Annotated in this window: 2 protein-coding genes; both read left to right on the forward strand. The window is 67.0% G+C overall.

Annotated features, from left to right (window positions below; genetic code table 11):
- Positions 1-204 precede the first annotated feature (204 nt).
- Positions 205-17,559: an amino acid adenylation domain-containing protein gene (locus VIQ49_RS26300; RefSeq protein WP_331889659.1), complete on the forward strand. Its 17,355-nt coding sequence runs from the start codon at positions 205-207 to the stop codon at positions 17,557-17,559.
- Entirely contained in the window at positions 17,556-18,419 is an 864-nt protein-coding gene (locus tag VIQ49_RS26305) for a glycosyltransferase family 2 protein (RefSeq protein WP_331889661.1), read from the forward strand. The genes VIQ49_RS26300 and VIQ49_RS26305 overlap by 4 nt, the downstream gene beginning before the upstream one ends.
- Positions 18,420-18,526 lie beyond the last annotated feature (107 nt).

Genomic DNA, 18,526 nt, shown 5'->3' on the forward strand with positions numbered 1-18,526 from the left:
TACGGTCATAATAAGCCCCGGTAAGGTTTCGAGCTTACGTATCCAGTTGAATAAGGTTAGCCTCTGCTTAGGTGATATCGTCAGCCGGCGTCGTGAAAGGCACACGGCGCTGATTCGATTCGTCAGGCAGCGTACCTCCGGCCGGTGACGACACGGACCGGCCGCCACCGAGACCCGAAGTTTGCGAGTGATTTGTGAGTAGAAGTGCCCGTCGGTGAACCAGGCTCTCCCGGAGCGGACGTAGTACCGCTTTCGGCAGCGCAGCGCAGCATCTGGTTTGCGCAGCAGCTGGTACCTGAGGTCCCGCTCACCATCGCGCAATACGTCGATGTGCAGGGCCCGCTCGACACCGCACTACTGACGGAGGTCGGCAGGCAGACCGCCCGCGAGTTCCACACCGCCATGATCCGCCTGATACCCGGCGAGACGCCGGACGCCATGCCCCTGCAGTACTTCGATGAGTCATTGCGCGACGAGATGATGCACCTCGATTTCTGTGCGCATGCCGATCCCGAAGCTCACGCGCACGCCTGGATGGACGCCGAGTATCGGCGCCCCCTCGATCTCCTGCACGACCGTTTGATCGAATCGGCGACGCTGCGGATCGGTGAGGACCGCTACTTCTGGTACACCCGCGTCCATCACATCGTTCTCGACGGCTACGGCGCGGCCGCCTTCGCCGCCCGGGTCGCGGAGGTCTACACGGCCAGGCGCGAGGGAGCGGTCGAATCCCCGAGTCGGGCGGGCAGCCTTGCCGACCTCCACGACGACGACGAGAAGTACCGGGCGTCGACGCGTTTCGAACGTGACCGTGAGTATTGGGCCGACCGGATCGTGGGTCTGCCGACTCCGGTGCGGCTCGCCGAACCCACCCCCGGGGTGATTCCGCGCTCGCACAGCATCGGCGGGGTGCTCGAGCAAGCCGTACTCGATCAGATCGATGTCCGGTGCACCGAACTGAAGACCACCTTGCCCGCGATCATCAGCGCCGCCGCCGCGCTGTATCTGGCGCGCGGCACCGGTGTGGACGATGTGGTGTTGAGCCTGCCGGTATCCGGGCGCACCAATGCCCTGCTGCGACGTTCCGGCGGCATGGTGTCGAATGTGGTCCCGATCCGGGGCCGGGTCACCGCCACGACCACCGTTGCCGAACTCGTGGCCGGGGTCTCGGCCGACATGGGTGGTGCCCTGCGGAGGCAGCGGTACCGATTCGAGGACATGCGCCGAGACCTGGCCGATTCTGCCGAGCACACGACGAACGGCGACGTGGGCCGTGGATTCTTCGGTCCGGCAGTCAATCTGATGATGTTCCGCGACGACCTTCCCCTGGGTGACTGCACCGGGCGCAGCTACATCCTCAGCACCGGGCCGGTCGAGGATCTGGCGTTCACTGTCTACACCGGCACCGGACAGACGCGGATCGCGCTGGAAGCCAACGCCGCCGCGTATTCGCCCACCGTGCTCGCCGAACACCACACGCGGTTCATGACGCTGCTGTCGCGTCTCGTCCACGCCCCCGTCGGGCAACGTGCCCTCACAGTCGACGAGTTCACCGGTGACGAACGGGCGCGCTATGTCCCTGCGGTCGGACCCGTTCCGGCCCGCCCACAGTTGCTGCCGGATCTGCTCGCGCGCGTGGCAGCCGACAACGCATCGTCGACCGCGATGATCGCCGGCGAGTCCGACCTGACGTACGCAGAACTGAGTGCACGCGTGCACCGGCTGGCCCGCGTCCTGATGGAGTACGGGGTGGGTCCGGGTCGACTGGTGGCGATTCTGTTGCCCCGGGGAAGTTTCTCGGTGGTCGCGGAACTGGCGGTGACCGCGGCCGGAGGCGCGTTCCTGCCCATCGATCCTGAACTACCCGCCGACCGCATCGCCTACCTGATCTCGGACAGCGCCGCCGACCTGGGGATCACCGGCTTCGGTGCCGACCACAATCTCGAAGCCGGTGCGACCGCGGGTGTGCACTGGCTGCGCTCACACGACGACGACCTGGTCCGCCGGTACCGGCAGGCCTCACCGAGCCCGATCACCGATCGGGATCGGCTGCGGCCCTTGCAGATCGACGACCCCGCCTACGTCATCTACACGTCGGGATCGACCGGACTGCCCAAGGGTGTGGTGGTCGGCCATCGAGGTCTGGCGGCGCTGGCCGCAGAACAGATTCGGCGGTACGGCGTCGGACCGGGTTCGCGCACCCTGCATTTCGCGTCTCCGAGCTTTGACGCCTCCATCCTCGAACTCCTGCTCGCGCTGGCATCCGGCGCGACGATGGTCATCGCCCCCACCGACATCTACGGCGGTGAGGAGCTTGCCGGGCTGCTGCGCTCCGCCCGGATCACGCACGCCTTCATCACGCCGGCGGCGCTCGCGTCGGTACCCGGCGTCGACCTCGTGGATCTCGGCACCATCATCGTCGGAGGTGAGGCGTGCCCACCGGAACTGGTGATGCGCTGGGCCGGACGGCACGACCTGTTCAATGCGTACGGGCCCACCGAGGTCACCGTGATGACGGCACTCGCCGGGCCGATACACCCCGGCGATCCGGTGACGATCGGACGCCCGGTGACCGGGGCGACCGCGGTCATCCTGGACCACCGACTGCACCCGGTCCCCATGGGTGCGATCGGTGAACTCTATCTCGGCGGTACCGGTGTCGCGTTGGGGTACCACCGCCGAAACGTACTCACCGCAACACGTTTCGTCCCGAGCCCGTACGGCGCGCCCGGCGACCGCATGTACCGCACGGGCGATCTGGTCCGCTGGACACCGTCGGGGGAACTCGATTACCAGGGTCGCGCCGACCGGCAGGTGAAGATCCGCGGTTACCGCATCGAACTCGGTGAGATCGACGCCGCACTCGCCGCACAGCCGGGTGTCGAGTTCGCGGCAACCGAACCCCGCGGAGATGCGGCATCTGCGATCCTCGTCGGATACGTGACCGGCGATGTGGACACCGATGCCCTGAAGACGGCGCTGCGATCGATCCTGCCCGCGCACATGGTCCCCGGCGCGATCGTCCGTCTCGACGAGGTGCCGCTCACCGCGTCGGGCAAACTCGATCGTGCCGCGCTGCCCCCGCCCGTCGTCCTCTCCGCCCCCTACGCGCCGCCGGTCACGGACATGGAAACACTTGCCGCCGAGGTGTTCTCCGAGGTGCTCGGTGCGGAGAACGTCGGACGCAGCGACGACTTCTTCGCGCTCGGCGGGAACTCTCTGGTGGCCACACAGGTGGTCGCGGCGATCGGTGCCCGGCTCGGGGCAATCGTGCCGGTGAGGTGGATGTTCGAAGCGCCCACGGTCGCCGAGATCGCGGTCAGGCTGGAGTCGGTGACGCGCGGCGGCGGGCGTCCGGAGCTGCGCGGGGGCTACGGCGACGAGGCCTCGGTCACGCCGGTATCGCCGGCCCAGCACCGAATGTGGGTGATGAACCGGTTCGACACCGCGTCGTCGATGTACAACATCCCGCTGGGCCTGCGTCTGCGCGGGCCACTCGACGTGACTGCACTGGCCGCCGCTGTCCACGATGTCATCGATCGTCATGAACCGCTGCGAACCGTCTATCCGGACAGTCCGGAAGGTCCGGTGCAACAGGTCGTTCCGGCTGCCGAGCTGGGCATCAGGATCGATCCCGAAGTGCGCACGATCACCGAGGCCGACCTGGCGGGCCACATCGACGAGGTTGTCGCCACCGAGTTCGATGTGACTGCCGCAGTACCCATCCGGGTGGATCTGGTCCGGCTGGGTCCGGACGACCATGTCCTGTTCTGCGTTGTCCATCACATCGCGGCCGACGGTTCGTCCACGGCGCCGCTGGCTCGCGATCTCGCTGTCGCCTATCACGCGCATCGGCGAGGTCAGCAGCCCGGCTGGGAGCCGCTCCCGGTGTCCTACCGCGACTACACCCGCTGGCATCACGACGCGATGGGCAAGGAATCTGATCCCGGCGGTGCGGCATCGGTTCAGCTCGAGTACTGGGACACCCAGCTCCGCGGACTGCCCGCACGTCTGGACCTGCCCACCGACAGGCCGAGGCCGGCCGTGGTCGGCGGTCGCGGAGGTGACCTGCGGACGGCGCTGACCGCGACCCAGACCTCTGGGCTGCGGGCACTGGCCGGCGCCACCGGAAGCACGCCGTTCATGGTGGCGCACACCGTTCTGGCGTTGCTGTTGTCCCGCCTGTCGGGCACGTCGGACATCGCGATCGGTACACCCGTTGCCGGGCGCGGTCACCCGCACCTGTCTGACCTCGTAGGCATGTTCGTCGGAACCGTGGTGTTGCGCACCACGATCCGGGATGACAGTCCGTTCCTGGAAGTGCTCGACCACACCCGGGCCACGGATCTCGATGCCTTCGAGAACGCCGACATCCCGTTCGAACGACTCGTCGACCTCGTCAATCCGGTGCGTTCCACATCGCACCATCCGCTGTACCAGGTGGGACTCTCGTACCAGAACATGGCGCCGACGGGACTGACCCTCGACGGGCTCGACGTCGAGATCATCGAACCCGAGCTCGGTGTCGCAAAGTCTGACCTGCACCTGACCATCGTCGAGTCCGGCGACCAGGTGAACGTTCAGTGGGAGTACGACCGGGATCTGTTCGATCGCAGCACCATCGAACGGTGGCACCGACTCTGGACCGCGCTTCTCGAGGCGGCCATCGCAGATCCGGGACGCGTCGTCGGGGATCTCGCGATCCATGCCGATGACGGGGTTCTGGCCGGCCCCACCTCGGACGCCGCCGCGCACCCCACCACCCTCACCGGGCTCTTGTACGCCGCGGTGGATCGGACGCCGGATGCCGTGGCGCTGTGGTCGGGTTCGGCTGGTGGGTGGGAACTCACCTATGCCGAGATATCCGGCCGCGCACAGCAACTGGCCCGCCTGCTGATAGAGGCCGGTGTCGGTCCGGAAAGCCGGGTTGTCGTCGCGTTGCCCCGATCACCGCAGATGGTCACCGCGATACTCGCAGTCCTGTTCGCGGGTGGCGCATACGTCCCGGTGGATCCGGACGCGCCCGCCGATCGCACCCGCCTGATCGTCGAGTCGAGCGCACCGGCCGCGGTCATCATCGACGACCCGAATGCTGCGGTGCCGGACGGTGAGAACCTCACGGTGATCGACCTGTCGGCGGCGGACCTCACGGGGTACGCCGATGCACCGATCGACGACAACGAGAGGGTGGCGCCGCTTCGGCCGGGCAACACGGCGTACGTCATCTACACATCGGGCTCGACGGGAACACCGAAAGGTGTTGCGATCCCGCATCGGGCGATCGCCGCACAGCTGCGATGGAAGGCCCGTACGTTCCCGCTGGACACCGCCGACACACTTCTCCTCAAGGCGCCGGTCACTTTCGACCTGTCGGTCTGGGAACTGTTCTGGCCGCTGATATCCGGAGCCCGGCTGGTTGTCACCGCCCCCGACGCCCACCGCGATCCCCGCCATCTCGCCGAGCTCAGTGCCGAGACCGGCGTCACCGCAGCACACTTTGTGCCCTCACTGCTCGATGCCTTCCTCGACGCCATGGCCGACAGTTCGATCACGGTCGGCACCCTGCGAACCGTTCTGTGCATCGGTGAAGCACTGAGTCCCGACACCGCCACCCGCGCAGCCGACGCGCTGTCGGCCCGGGTGCTGAATCTGTACGGTCCCACCGAAGCCGCGGTCGGCATCACGATCTACGAACCGGCGGCCGGCTCGTCGGCATCGCAGGACGCGACGGTGCCGATCGGGGTTCCGGTCTCGGACTCCGTCACATTGGTGCTCGATCGTCGCCTGAATCCGGTTCCTGTCGGTGTCACCGGAGAGTTGTACCTCGCCGGTGTGCAGCTGGCCACCGGCTACGCCGGTCGCCCGGACCTGACCGCGGACCGCTTCGTGGCCGATCCCCTCGGCAGTGGTCAACGCATGTACCGGACCGGAGACCTCGCCCGCGTGCGGTCCGACGGTGAACTCGAATACATGGGACGCAACGATTTCCAGGTGAAGGTGCGGGGTCAGCGCATCGAACTGGGGGAGATCGAGCTGGCACTGGCGCGCGATGCCGACGTCGCTTCGGCAGCGGTGGCGGTGCATGCCGGGGACAATCTCACCGCCTATCTCGTGCCCCGAACCGGTCGGACCACCGAAGCCGGTGTTGTGCTCGACCGGCTGCGGCGAGTACTGCCCGCCTACATGGTGCCGACCACCGCGATCATGTTGCAGGAGTTGCCACTCGGATCGCACGGCAAATTGGATCGCAAGCTTCTCCCGGTGCCCAGGCTCAGCGAAAAGCGCTTCACGGCACCCGAATCCGACTCCGAAGTGCTCATCGCCGGAATCCTGGAGGAGCTGCTCGGCAAGGTGGCCGCCGATGATCCGATCGGCGTCCACGACAACTTCTTCAACCTCGGCGGGAACTCGCTCACCGCAACACGACTCGCGGCCCGGATCGGGGACGCGCGCGCTCTGGACATCCCGGTCCGGGCCATCTTCGAGGCTCCCGTGGTCGGAGACCTGGCCCGCTGGGTGGACGGTGCCGCGACGTCGGATCGTCCGGCGGTCGGATCCTTTGCCCGGCCGCAGGTTCTGCCATTGTCGCGGGCCCAGCATCGGATGTGGTTGATGGAGCAACTCGCACCCGGCACCGGCCTCTACAACCTTCCGTTTGCCGTCCGTGTTGCCGGGACAACACTCGATCTCGGTGATCTGCACCGGGCGCTGACCGCGTTGCTGGCGCGTCACGAGGTGTTGCGCACCGTCTATCCCGAGATCTCCGGAGTGCCGCATCAGGAGATCCTCTCGGTGGAGCAGGCCCTGGCCGGAGCGGACATCGATGTCGATGCCGACCTTGATTCAGCCGACATCTCCGTCACGGACATCGCGGCCGGGGGATTCGACCTCGCCACCCGAATACCTCTGCGGGTCAGACTCGTCCGGAGCGACGATGATGTGACTGTGGTGATCGTCCTGCACCACATCGTCGCCGACGGCTGGTCGTTCCGGCCGTTGATCACCGACCTGATCCAGGCCTATGGGGGCGTGGAATCCAGGGCGCCCCTGCCGGTCCAGTACGCCGATCATGCGATCTGGCAGTCGGAACTGCTCGGCAGCGGCCAGACACCGGCGCATCCGAGTCTGCAACGCCAGTTGGCGCATTGGGAGGGTGTCCTGCGCGATCTGCCAGGTCCCTTGCCGTTGCCGGCCGACCGCGCGCGCCCCGCGCATCCGACGCACCGCGGCGACACCGTGAACCTGTTCCTCGATGCCGAACTGGTCTCGGCGGCGCAGGAACTCGCACGAGGGCTCCACGTGTCGCTGTTCCACGTCATGCATACCGCGTTGGCCTTGACACTCTCGCGGCTCACCGGCGCCGACGACATCGTGATCGGAACCCCGGTGTCCGGACGCGGCGGGAGCGACCTCGACGATCTCATCGGCATGTTTGTCGAGACGGTGGTTCTGCGCACCCGGATCGATGACAACCTGTCCGGTCGCCACCTGCTGCACCAGGTGCGCTCGATCGACCTCGCCGCGCTCGCCAACGCGGAGATCCCGTTCGACATGCTGGCCTCCCGGTTCGAGCCGGACCCATCGGCTGCCCACCACCCGCTGTTCCAGGTGATGCTGGCTTTCGGGGAGCAGGTCGAATCGACCATCGACGCAGGCGGACTCGCGTTCACCATCGTCGATGTGCCGTTGCCGGTGTCGCGGTTCGATCTGCATCTGACGATCGACGTTCCCCCGGCGGGTGTCACCGACGCCGCGCCCCTGCGGGCACGGTGGACCTACGCCACCGACCTGTTCGACCGCACCACCGTGGCGTCGTTCGCCGAACTGTTCACCCACGTTCTCCGGCAGCTCGTCGACGCTCCCGAGATGGGGTCACTCGGATATGCGGCCTGTTCGCCCGCACAACAGGATCAGATCACCGGATCCTGGGGTTCAAGCCCGGCCATCGCGCCCGCCGCCCGGACGCTCGCGGAGCTACTCCCGCGTGCGGCATCGTCGAACTCGAATGCGCCTGCGCTGGTGTGTGACGGAGAGTCCGTGACGTACGGGCAGTTCGCGGCCAGGGTGGCGCGCTCGGCCCGCGCTCTCATCGCTGCCGGAGTCGGACCCGAGACGACCGTCGCGGTGATCGCGGAACGGTCGATCGACCTGTTCGCCGCCATTCATGCGATCGTGACCGCCGGCGGCGCCTACGTCCCGATCGACCCATCGTGGCCCGTCGATCGGATCGCCGCGATGCTCCGCACCGTGAATCCCGTTGTGGTCTATACGCGAGACACCTCACTGATCCCGTGCGACCTGCTCGATCGGGTCCTCGATCCGGCGGACCTGCATGACGGTCACAGCGCGCAGGTGGTCACCGACGCCGACCGCCTCCGGCCCCTCACACCTGATCACCCGGCGTACGTGCTGTTCACCTCGGGATCGACCGGTACACCCAAGGCGGTGTCGGTCACACACGCCGCGATTGTCAACCGGATCGATTGGATGCACCAGGCGTACCCGATCGACAGCACCGACACGGTCTTGCACAAGACACCCGTCACCTTCGATGTCTCGGTCTGGGAACTGTTCTGGCCGACGGCAACCGGAGCGCGCACCGTGGTCGCGCCGCCGGATGCGCACCGCGATCCAAATCTGATCTCCGAGCTGTTCGTCGACCACGGCGTGACGGTGGTCCACTTCGTGCCGGCGATGCTTGATGTCTTCCTGGCAGCGTTGGCACCGGGCACCCGCTGGTCCTCCCTGCGCCACGTCTTCACCAGCGGTGAGGCACTGGGTGCCGCCGCCTCGACAGAGTTGTTGTCGCGGACGGATGCTCGGCTGCACAACCTCTACGGACCCACCGAGGCGGCGGTCGACGTCACCTCGGTGGAGGTTCGCGCCGCCGAGATCATCAGCCGACCCGTCCCGATCGGGCGACCGGTCCCCGGTGTGGACCTCTATGTCCTGGACCACCGGCTGCGTCCCGTCCCGGCGGGCGTGACCGGCGAGTTGTATCTCGGCGGTGTCCAACTGGCGCGCGGCTATCACGGCCGCAGCGACCTCACGGCAGCCAGATTCGTGGCCTCGCCGTGGCGCAACGGTGAAAGGCTGTACCGCACCGGAGATCTGGTGCGCTGGCGTCGGCCTTCACCCGGGGACGAGGCACCGGTCCTCGACTACCTCGGAAGAAGCGACTTCCAGGTGAAGATCCGCGGGCAGCGGGTCGAGCTCGGCGAGGTCGAAGCCGTTCTGCAGTCCCATCCCGACGTGGTCGCGGTGGTCGTCGTGGTCCACACGGATCAGCAGATCGGCGACCAGCTGATCGGTCACGTCGTCCTCGGTGATTGCTCGCCGGAGGTCGGGGAGTCGGAGCTCAGAGCGTTCCTGCGCGACGCGTTGCCGGAGCACATGGTGCCGGCACGGGTGTTGCTGCACAGTGCTCTGCCGCTGGGTAGCAGTGGCAAGGTCGATCGACGGGCATTGCCGGCGCCGGAGCGACAGCCCGCCGACATCACGCCGACTGCCGCACGCACGGCAACCGAACACATTGTGCTCGAGGTGTTTCACGATGTTCTCGGTGTCACCATCGGTGTCGACGACGACTTCTTCGAATCGGGCGGCAACTCTCTGAGTGCCAGCCGTCTAGTTGCTGCGGTCGCTGAGCGCACCGGTGTGCAGATACCCCTGCGGGTGATGTTCGACGGGCGCACTCCGGCCGCGGTCGCTGCTGCGGTCGATGCCCGTGATCGCCGTGGCCCGCTTGCGCTGCAAGAACGGCCGGCCGACATCCCGTTGGGCGCGGCGCAGCGGCAGATGGTGCTGCACAACCGTATACACCCCGGATCTGCCGCATTCCTGATTGTCGCCCCGGTTCGTCTGCCCCACTCCATCGACAGCGACGTACTGGTTTCGGCGTTGAGTGACGTGGTTTCCCGGCACGAGATCCTGCGGACGGTGTATCCCGACGGAACACTCGGGCAGGGTCCGGTGCAGAAGATCCTCTCGCCCGATCCGGAACAGATTGGGAAGACCGTCACGATCCTGGATTCGACGTTGCTGCCTGAGCTTTCACCTGAAGAGGACACCGTCACCCACGGTATGTCCCGGCCGATCGACCTCGCCGTGGACCTGCCGCTGCGGCTGATGGTTCGGGAGATCGATCCGGCGAACACCGTGTTGGCCCTGGTTGTCCACCACGTCGCGGCCGATGGCTGGTCGCTGCGCATCCTGGCTCGCGACCTCGGTCAGGCGTATGCCGCGCGTGCCGCCGGGGCGGCGCCGGACTGGGCGCCGCTACGTCTGCAATACGCAGATCATGTCGTGCGCAGCGCCGACGTTCTCGGTGATCCGGGCGATCCGAACGCCCCGGTGGCTCGCCATCTACAGTACTGGCGCGCCGCTCTGGACGGTGCACCGGCGCTGTCTGCCCCCGCTGCCGACAGTGTCGCCGAATCAGCGGGTGCCGCAGTGGTACAACGGCTTTCTCTCGACATGGCCACGAGCGGCGCGATCAGGGCGTTGGCCGCGGAGCACAAGACCACCGTGTTCGTGGTCCTGCACGCGGCATTGGCGCTGACCCTTCACCGATCCGGCGCCGGAACCGACGTGATCGTCGGAACACCCACCGCCGGTCGGTGGGACGCGGATCTGACCGATCTGGTCGGGATGTTCGTGTCCATGGTGGCGCTTCGCTCCGACGTCGACCTCACGGCGGATTTCACAGCCGCCGTGGCGAAGTCGCGTGACACGGTGGTCGACGCACTGGAACATGCCGAGGTCGACGTCGAACAGATCGTCGACGATCTGCGACTGCCCCGGGACACCGGGCGCCACCCGCTCGTCCAGGTCACCCTGACGGTCGACGGTGATGATCATCCGGCCACGGACACCGCCGGGATCAGTGCGGTCCGCCTGGATGTCCCCATGGCCCGGTTCGACCTCGAGTTCACCGCCATCACTACAGCTTCGGGTGAGGCGGGTACCGATCGGATCGACCTCGAACTCGTCTACCGCCCGGAGATCTACTCGGAGCAGACGGCTCGCACGCTGCTCAGTCGTCTCGGTCGGGCTCTCGATGCGGTGACGGCTACCCCTGATGTCCCGGTTCGGGAGCTGGACCTGTTGACGGCTGACGAGCGCCGGACACTCGCCGAGTCGACCGGACCCGGATCCGTCGGGCCGCGACTGTTGTCGGACATCCTCGATACGCCGGGCCATCGCCTCATCGGCTCTGATCCGTGCGCCGGTGGTGTCGTCCGGGAGCTCGCCGGTGCCGAGTTCGACTCCGAGACCCGGCGTTTGACGCGCACCCTGTTGAACCTGGGCGCACGCCCCGAGACCGTGGTCGCGCTGTGCCTCACGCAGTCCGTCCGGTTCGCGCTGGCCGCGCGGGCTGTTGCCGCGACCGGCGCCGCGTTCGTGCCCATAGACCCCAGGTATCCGGCTGACCGGATCGCCTTCATGCTCGACGACTCCCGGGCCGCAATCGTCGTCACCACCACCTCCGACGTGGCCCGCACCGGCGACCTGCTCGACACACGTGCGGCGGGCCCGACACCGTTTGTCGTCCTTGATGATCCGGCGACAAGCAACAACATGGCGGACCTGCCGGATCGGCCGATCAGTGACTCCGAACTGCTGGGCCGCAGGCATGTGGACCAGTTGGCCTACCTCATCTACACCTCCGGTTCGACCGGGCGCCCCAAAGCAGTCGCCGTCACCCATCGTGGGTTGTCTGCCTTTGCCGCGGAGCAGCGTCGCTACGGCGCCACTGCGGTCAGTCGGGTCCTGCACTTCGCATCCCCGAGTTTCGACGCGGCGCTACTGGAGTTGCTGCTGTCAGCAGATGCCGGTGCCACCTCGGTGATCGTGCCCGCGGACGTGTACGGCGCGTCGGAGCTCGCCGAGGTGTTGCGCAATCAGCATGTGACACACGCCTTCCTGACGCCCGGCACCCTCGACACGATCGATCCCGACGAGCCGCTGCCGGTACTCGAGACGATCATCGTCGGCGGAGACGCCTGTGCACCGGCGACCGCCTCGCGCTGGATCTCACTGGGCAAGAGCTTCTTCAACGCATACGGACCCACCGAGGCCACGGTGATGGCCACACTCGCCGGACCCCTCGCCGATCCGACCGATGGCCCGGTGCCGATCGGGTTGCCGATTGCCGGCACCACCGTCGCGGTTCTCGACACCGCGTTGACGCACACCGCTCCCGGAGTCGCGGGCGAACTCTACGTCTCCGGTCAGGGACTGGCACGCGGCTACCACGAACGCCCGGGGCTGACCGCCGTCACGTTTGTCGCCGACCCGGACGGCCCACCCGGGTCGCGCCGGTACCGAACGGGCGATCTGGTGCGGCACATCGGAGACACCGCCGGCCGGCCGACGCTGATCCATCACGGCCGCAGCGACTTCCAGGTCAAGATCCGTGGGCATCGTGTCGAGCTGGGTGAGGTCGAGGCCGTCCTGCGGTCGTTCGCCGGTGTTGCGGCCGCGGTCGCGACGGGACGGCCCGGTCCCACCGGGGCGACAGCTCTTGTTGCCTACGTGCAACCGGGACCCGATGGGCTGGACCGGGCCGGGCTCGACACCCACCTGAGGTCGGGACTGCCGACATACGCTGTGCCGTCTGCGATCACCGAGCTGACAACGCTGCCCCTCACCACCGCGGGGAAAGTCGACCGACGGGCTCTTCCCGAACCGGTCTTCGAAGCGTCGGTCTACGTGGCGCCGCAGACATCGGGTGAAGAACTCGTGGCCGGTGTCATCGAGGAGATCCTCGGCGTCGGCCGGGTCGGGGTGACAGACGACTTCTTTGCGACCGGTGGCGACTCGCTGTCGGCGACCCGAGTTGTGTCGCGCCTGCGGTCACTGACGGGACGGGAACTGGCCGTGAAGGACCTCTTCGACGCACCCACGGCGCGAGCTCTGGCCCGGGTCATCGACAGGGCCGCGGCCGACCAGCTTCCCGCGATCGGCTCGCTGGCGCGACCTGAGCAGATCCCGCTGTCGCCGGCGCAGCAGCGGATGTGGTTCCTCAACCGCTTCGATCCGTCTGCGGTGACCGAGAACATCCCGATCATCCTGCGGCTGAACGGAACCCTGAACCGGACGGCGTTCGAAGCGGCCCTGTCGGATCTGTTCATGCGGCACGAGGCCCTGCGCACCATCTACCCGGTCGGGGCCGATGACGAGGCCCCACACCAGGTGATCCTGCCGACCGCCGAGGTCCCGGTGAAACTGGTCCGCGAGTTGGTGTCGGAAGCGTCGCTGTCGGACGTGATCCGCCGCTCCATGCGCACGGAGTTCGATGTCACGCGCCGCCCACCGGTGCGTGCGGAACTCTTCACGATCGACCGGCAGGCAAGCGGCGATCCGACCGAGCACGTTTTTGCGCTGGTGTTGCACCACATCAGTGCGGATGGACTCTCGCTGGTCGGCCTTGCCGGTGAACTCGCGATCGCTTACCGCGCCCGGCTCGCGGGCACCGAGCCCGTATTGCCCCCCTTGCCGGTGCAGTACGCGGACTTCGCGATCTGGCAGCGGGCGCTACTCGCTGATGACACCGGTCCCGCGGGGACGGAAGCCGAGTACTGGCGTGGACAGCTACGTGACGCGCCTCCCTTGGTGGACCTGCCCACCGACCGGGCCCGTCCGGCCCGGCGCAGCGGCCATGGCGGCCGGGTCGACTTCCACATCGATTCGAGTACCCACGGTCTGATGGCCGAATGGGGACACCAGCACTCCGCCAGCGTTTTCATGGTGGCGCACACAGCTTTTGCGGTGTTTCTCGGACGGATCGGCGCCAACGAAGACGTTGTCATCGGCACACCGGTGGCGGGACGTGGCGACGAAGCGCTCGACGGTGTGGTCGGCATGTTCGTGAACATGCTCGCGCTACGCACCGCGATCACGGGTGACACCACCGGTGAGAGGGCACTGATCAGGGTGCGGGAAGCCGTCCTGCAGGCGTTCACACACGCAACCGTGCCCTTCGACCGAGTGGTCGAAGGACTCGGTGTGGCTCGTTCTGCGGCCAGGCATCCGGTGTTCCAGGTGGCGATCTCCTTCCAGAACCTCGGCAACCTCTCCGTCGAACTCCCAGGGCTGACCATCGAGGCGATCGACAACGACACCCGCCTCGCCGAGTTCGATCTGCACCTGACGCTGGCCGACCGGTGGAATCCGGACGGTTCTGCGGCCGGTCTGGAAGCCCAGTTGTCCTATGCCACCGAGTTGTTCGATGGGTCGACGGCCCGGGATCTGGCAGACCGCTATGTCCGGGTACTGAGGGAGCTCCTGTCGCGACCGCAGGCCGCGGTCGGGGATCTGGAAATCGTCACCAAGACTGAGCGTGCGGCATCGATCGCATCGGCGAACGTGCGATGCACAACCGGATTCGATGTGGCCAAGCAGTTTTCGGTGCAGGCTGCCCTCGGTCCGCAGAAGCCCTCGATCACTGCGGCCGGTGAGACGCTCAGCTATGCGGTGCTGCAACGACGGGTGAATGCGCTGGCCGGGCTGCTTGTCGAACGTGGCATCGGACCAGAAGACCGGGTTGCGATCGCCCTCGACCGCGGACTGGATCAGTTCACGGCGATGTACGCGGTGGCGGCAGCCGGTGCCGCCTATGTGCCCGTGGACATGTCATCCGGGACCGACCGGGTGGCGATGATCATCGAATCGGCCGACCCCGCACTCGTCATCGGATCCGAGGACGCCGCCGCACTCGGGTTGCCCGTTCTGCGGATCGATGACATACAACTCGATACCCTGCCCGCCGGATTCGACCCCACCCGCGATCGGACGGTGCCGCTGCGACCCGATCATCCGGCGTACGTGCTGTTCACCTCCGGATCGACGGGACGGCCCAAGGGCGTGGCGGTGTCGTACGCCGCCGTGGCCACACAACTGCGATGGATGCAGCAGCGGTACACACTGGACCCCGACGATGCCGTCCTGGTAAAAACCGCGGCCGGATTCGACCTGTCGGTCTGGGAGTACTGGTGGGCCCTGGGTACCGGTGCCCGCGTGGTACTGGCCGACAGCGGTGTCGAACGCGACGGTGCTGCACTGAATTCCGCGATGAGCACCCATCGGATCACCGTGGTTCCGACGGTGCCGTCGGCGCTGGGAATGATGCTGGATGCCGGGGAGTTCCCGACGTCGGTCCGGTCTGTTCTCTGTATCGGCGAAGAGCTGCCAGGAGAACTGGTCACCCGGCTGCGTGAGGCGTCTGCAGCGGAACTGCACAATCTCTATGGACCGACCGAGGCGGCGGTCAGCGTGACCGGCCATGCTGTCACGGGACCGGTCGATCAACGGATACCCATCGGGCAACCGCAACCGGCGGTGTCGGTCAGGGTCCTGGACCGACGCCTGCATCCGGTGCTGCCCGGTGTCGCGGGAGAGCTGTACATCGGCGGCGTCCAGCTGGCTCGCGGCTATCACGCGGACCCGGCGCGGACCGCGGCCGCGTTCGTGGCCGATCCGTTCGACGGTTCGCGGATGTACCGGACCGGCGATCTGGTGCGCCGCAACGTCAGCGGAGAACTCGAATATCTCGGACGTACCGACCACCAGCTGAAGATCCGGGGTTTCCGGATCGAGCCCGGTGAGGTGGAGGCCGCGCTGCGCCGGTGTGACGGGGTCGAGGAGGCAGTGGTCACTCCGGCCGGTCCTGAGTCGGATCCGCGATTGATCGGCTTCGTCACCGGGACCGCGGCGGACCCGGCACTCATCGTCCGGCAGCTACGAGAGATGTTGCCGTCCTACCTGGTTCCGGAGGTGCATCGCCTCGATGTCCTGCCGTACACCACCAACGGCAAGGTCGACCGCGGACGGCTTCCGATGCCTCCCGCGCCGCGGCAAGAGTACGTCGCACCCCGCTCCGACATGGAAGAGCTGGTTGTGAAGGTCATCATGGAGGTGACCGGTGCGGATCAGGTCGGCATGGCCGACAACTTCTTCGCGGTCGGCGGCAATTCGTTGACGGCGACACGGGTGGCCGCGCGACTCGAAGCCGAATGCGGTGTGCCGGTCCCGGTTCGGGCGCTGTTCGATGCGGGCGATGTTGCCGACCTGGCGGTGGCCGTGAGCGAGATCCTCGCCGACGGCGGCGTGAAGCCGACGGTGGAACTGCGCCGGATGGACAACGACCTGACTGCGCCGCTGGCGCCCGCTCAGCGGCGGATCTGGGCTGCGGTCGAAGCCGGCCAGAGCGCGGACTGGAATGTGCCGCTCGCCTTGCGATTCACCGGTGCCCTACCCCTGCCGGCGTTGGAGCATGCGCTGATCGACATCGTCGAGCGGCACGAATCCCTTCGCACCCGTCACGTGGACGGTCCCTCCGGGCCGCAGTTGGTGGTGCTTCCGACCGAGGAGATCCTGCCCGCGATCCGGCGAGGGCTCTCGCCCCGACCCGTCTCGTGGGAGGAGCTCGAGGCGGAGAAGAACCATGTCGCATGGTCACCGATCGATGTCCGAGCCGGTGCTCCCTTGCGGGTGCAGCTGCTGCGCCCGACGCCCGATACCCATGTGCTGCTGGTCGTGGTGCACCACCTGAGTCTCGACGGGCAATCGATGATGCCACTGGCCTCCGATGTCCTGGCGGCATTCGTCGCACGTCTGGCCGGCGAGGTACCGACATTGTCGGAACAGGTGATCCGCTACCGGGACTACGCTCACTGGCGGGGACTCATCGTCGGTGGAACCGCATCTCGGACAACGGAGTTCGATCGTCAGATCAATCACTGGACCGGCCTCTTCGGCCGCCGCCACGTACCGGTGTCGGAGGATGTCGACTCGACCGGATGGCGTCCGCGGCTGCGCACGGACCACGCGCGTCCGACTCGGTGGGACTCGTCCGGCCAGTCGGTCGACATCACGATCGACACAGCGCTGCACACGGCCATCGATTCTCTGGCGGGTTCGCAGTCGGTGAGCGTGTTCGCGGTCCTGCAGGCCGGATTCGCGGTGGTCCTCGCCGAACTCGCCGGTGACGCGGACGTGCACGTCGCAACCGCCAACGCGAACCGGACTCATCCGGCGCTCGACACGGTGATCGGCAATTTCGCCGATGACATCCCGATGCGTTTGGATGTCAACGGCAACCGATCGTTTGAAGACCTCGCCCGCGAGGTTCAGAACCAGCTGCTCGGTGGACTCGCGCATCCGGACATCTCGGTGCCCGACCTGGTGGATGCGCTCGGCCTGCCGGTCGACAACACCGAGGGATACGCCGAACACCCGATCTTCCCGGCGACCCTCATCCTTCAGCCGGCGCCGGCAGATGAAGGCTCAGATGCAGCGGTCGGCCTCGGAGGCGTTGCTGTGCAACGGGAACCGGTGACCAATGCGGTGGCGAAGCACGAGCTCGAGATCTCGCTGCGTGAGAAGCGGGACGGTGTGCGACCGGCGGGAATCGACGGAACGCTGATGTATCCGACCGCGCTGTTCGCACCGGAGACCGCCCAACTCGTGGTGTCGGGATTGATCGCCGTGCTCGAGACTGCCGCGCACCGGCGCGGACCGATCGATGTCGCGACTCTGCGGCAGGTGTTGCTGTGATCGCATCCGTGGTCGTCGCGGTGTATCGCGGTCTGCCGGACCTGGACGTCCAACTGTCGGCACTCGGCGAACAGGATTGTGCCGGAGATTTCGAGGTCATCCTCAGCGACAACGAGGGGAGCGAGGAACTGCGCGATTGGGCGGCCACGCATCCTCTGCGTGCACGACTGAACCTCAGATACGTCGATTCGTCGGACCGCGTCGGGACCTCACACGCTCGAAACGTCGGAACACGAAGCGCGAACAGCGATTTCATCGCCTACTGCGATCAGGATGACGCTGTCCACCCCGGCTGGCTGCGGGCGTTGACGGACGCGGGGGAATCGGCAGACCTGATCGGTGGTCCACTCGAATCGCATACGCTGAACGATCCGGTGGTCGCATCCTGGCGGGCGTTGCCCGATCCCGCAGAACCGGTGGTGCTCGGCCGCTTTCTGCCGATCACGTTCGGCTGCAACCTCGGCGTGAGCAAGCGGGTGTTCGAGGCCGTCGGCGGCTGGGACGAGTCGTATCCGACCGCCGGGAGTGACGTCGACTTCTGTTGGCGGGTCCAGACTTCGGGCTACACCTTCGGGTATGCACCCGAGGCGATGGTGGCCTATCGATACCGAACCGGATATCGCGAGACCTGGAACCAGGTGATCGACTACGGCCGCGAAGAGGCCAGGGTCGCAAAGCAATACGGCGCACCCGGCCGTCAGTGGTGGTGGCTGCCCGTGCACGCCGGCGTGAGTCTGGCCTTGTTGCCCATCTGGCCATGGGGATGGTCGAGGCGACGCCGAGGTGAGTGGGTATGGATCACCGGAAACCTCGTCGGCCGGATCTCCGGCAGCTGGAAGTACCGCGTCTTCTACCCCTGACCCGCCCCCATACCCCCAAACCCAAAATTCGCTCCGCCTGCCGACGTCCGCTCCTGTTGCGACAGGAGCGCACGCAGGTAAGCGGCGCGAATTTTGGTGGTCGCTTG

It is taken from the genome of Williamsia sp., assembly GCF_036566845.1.
In the GTDB taxonomy this organism is placed as follows: domain Bacteria; phylum Actinomycetota; class Actinomycetes; order Mycobacteriales; family Mycobacteriaceae; genus Williamsia.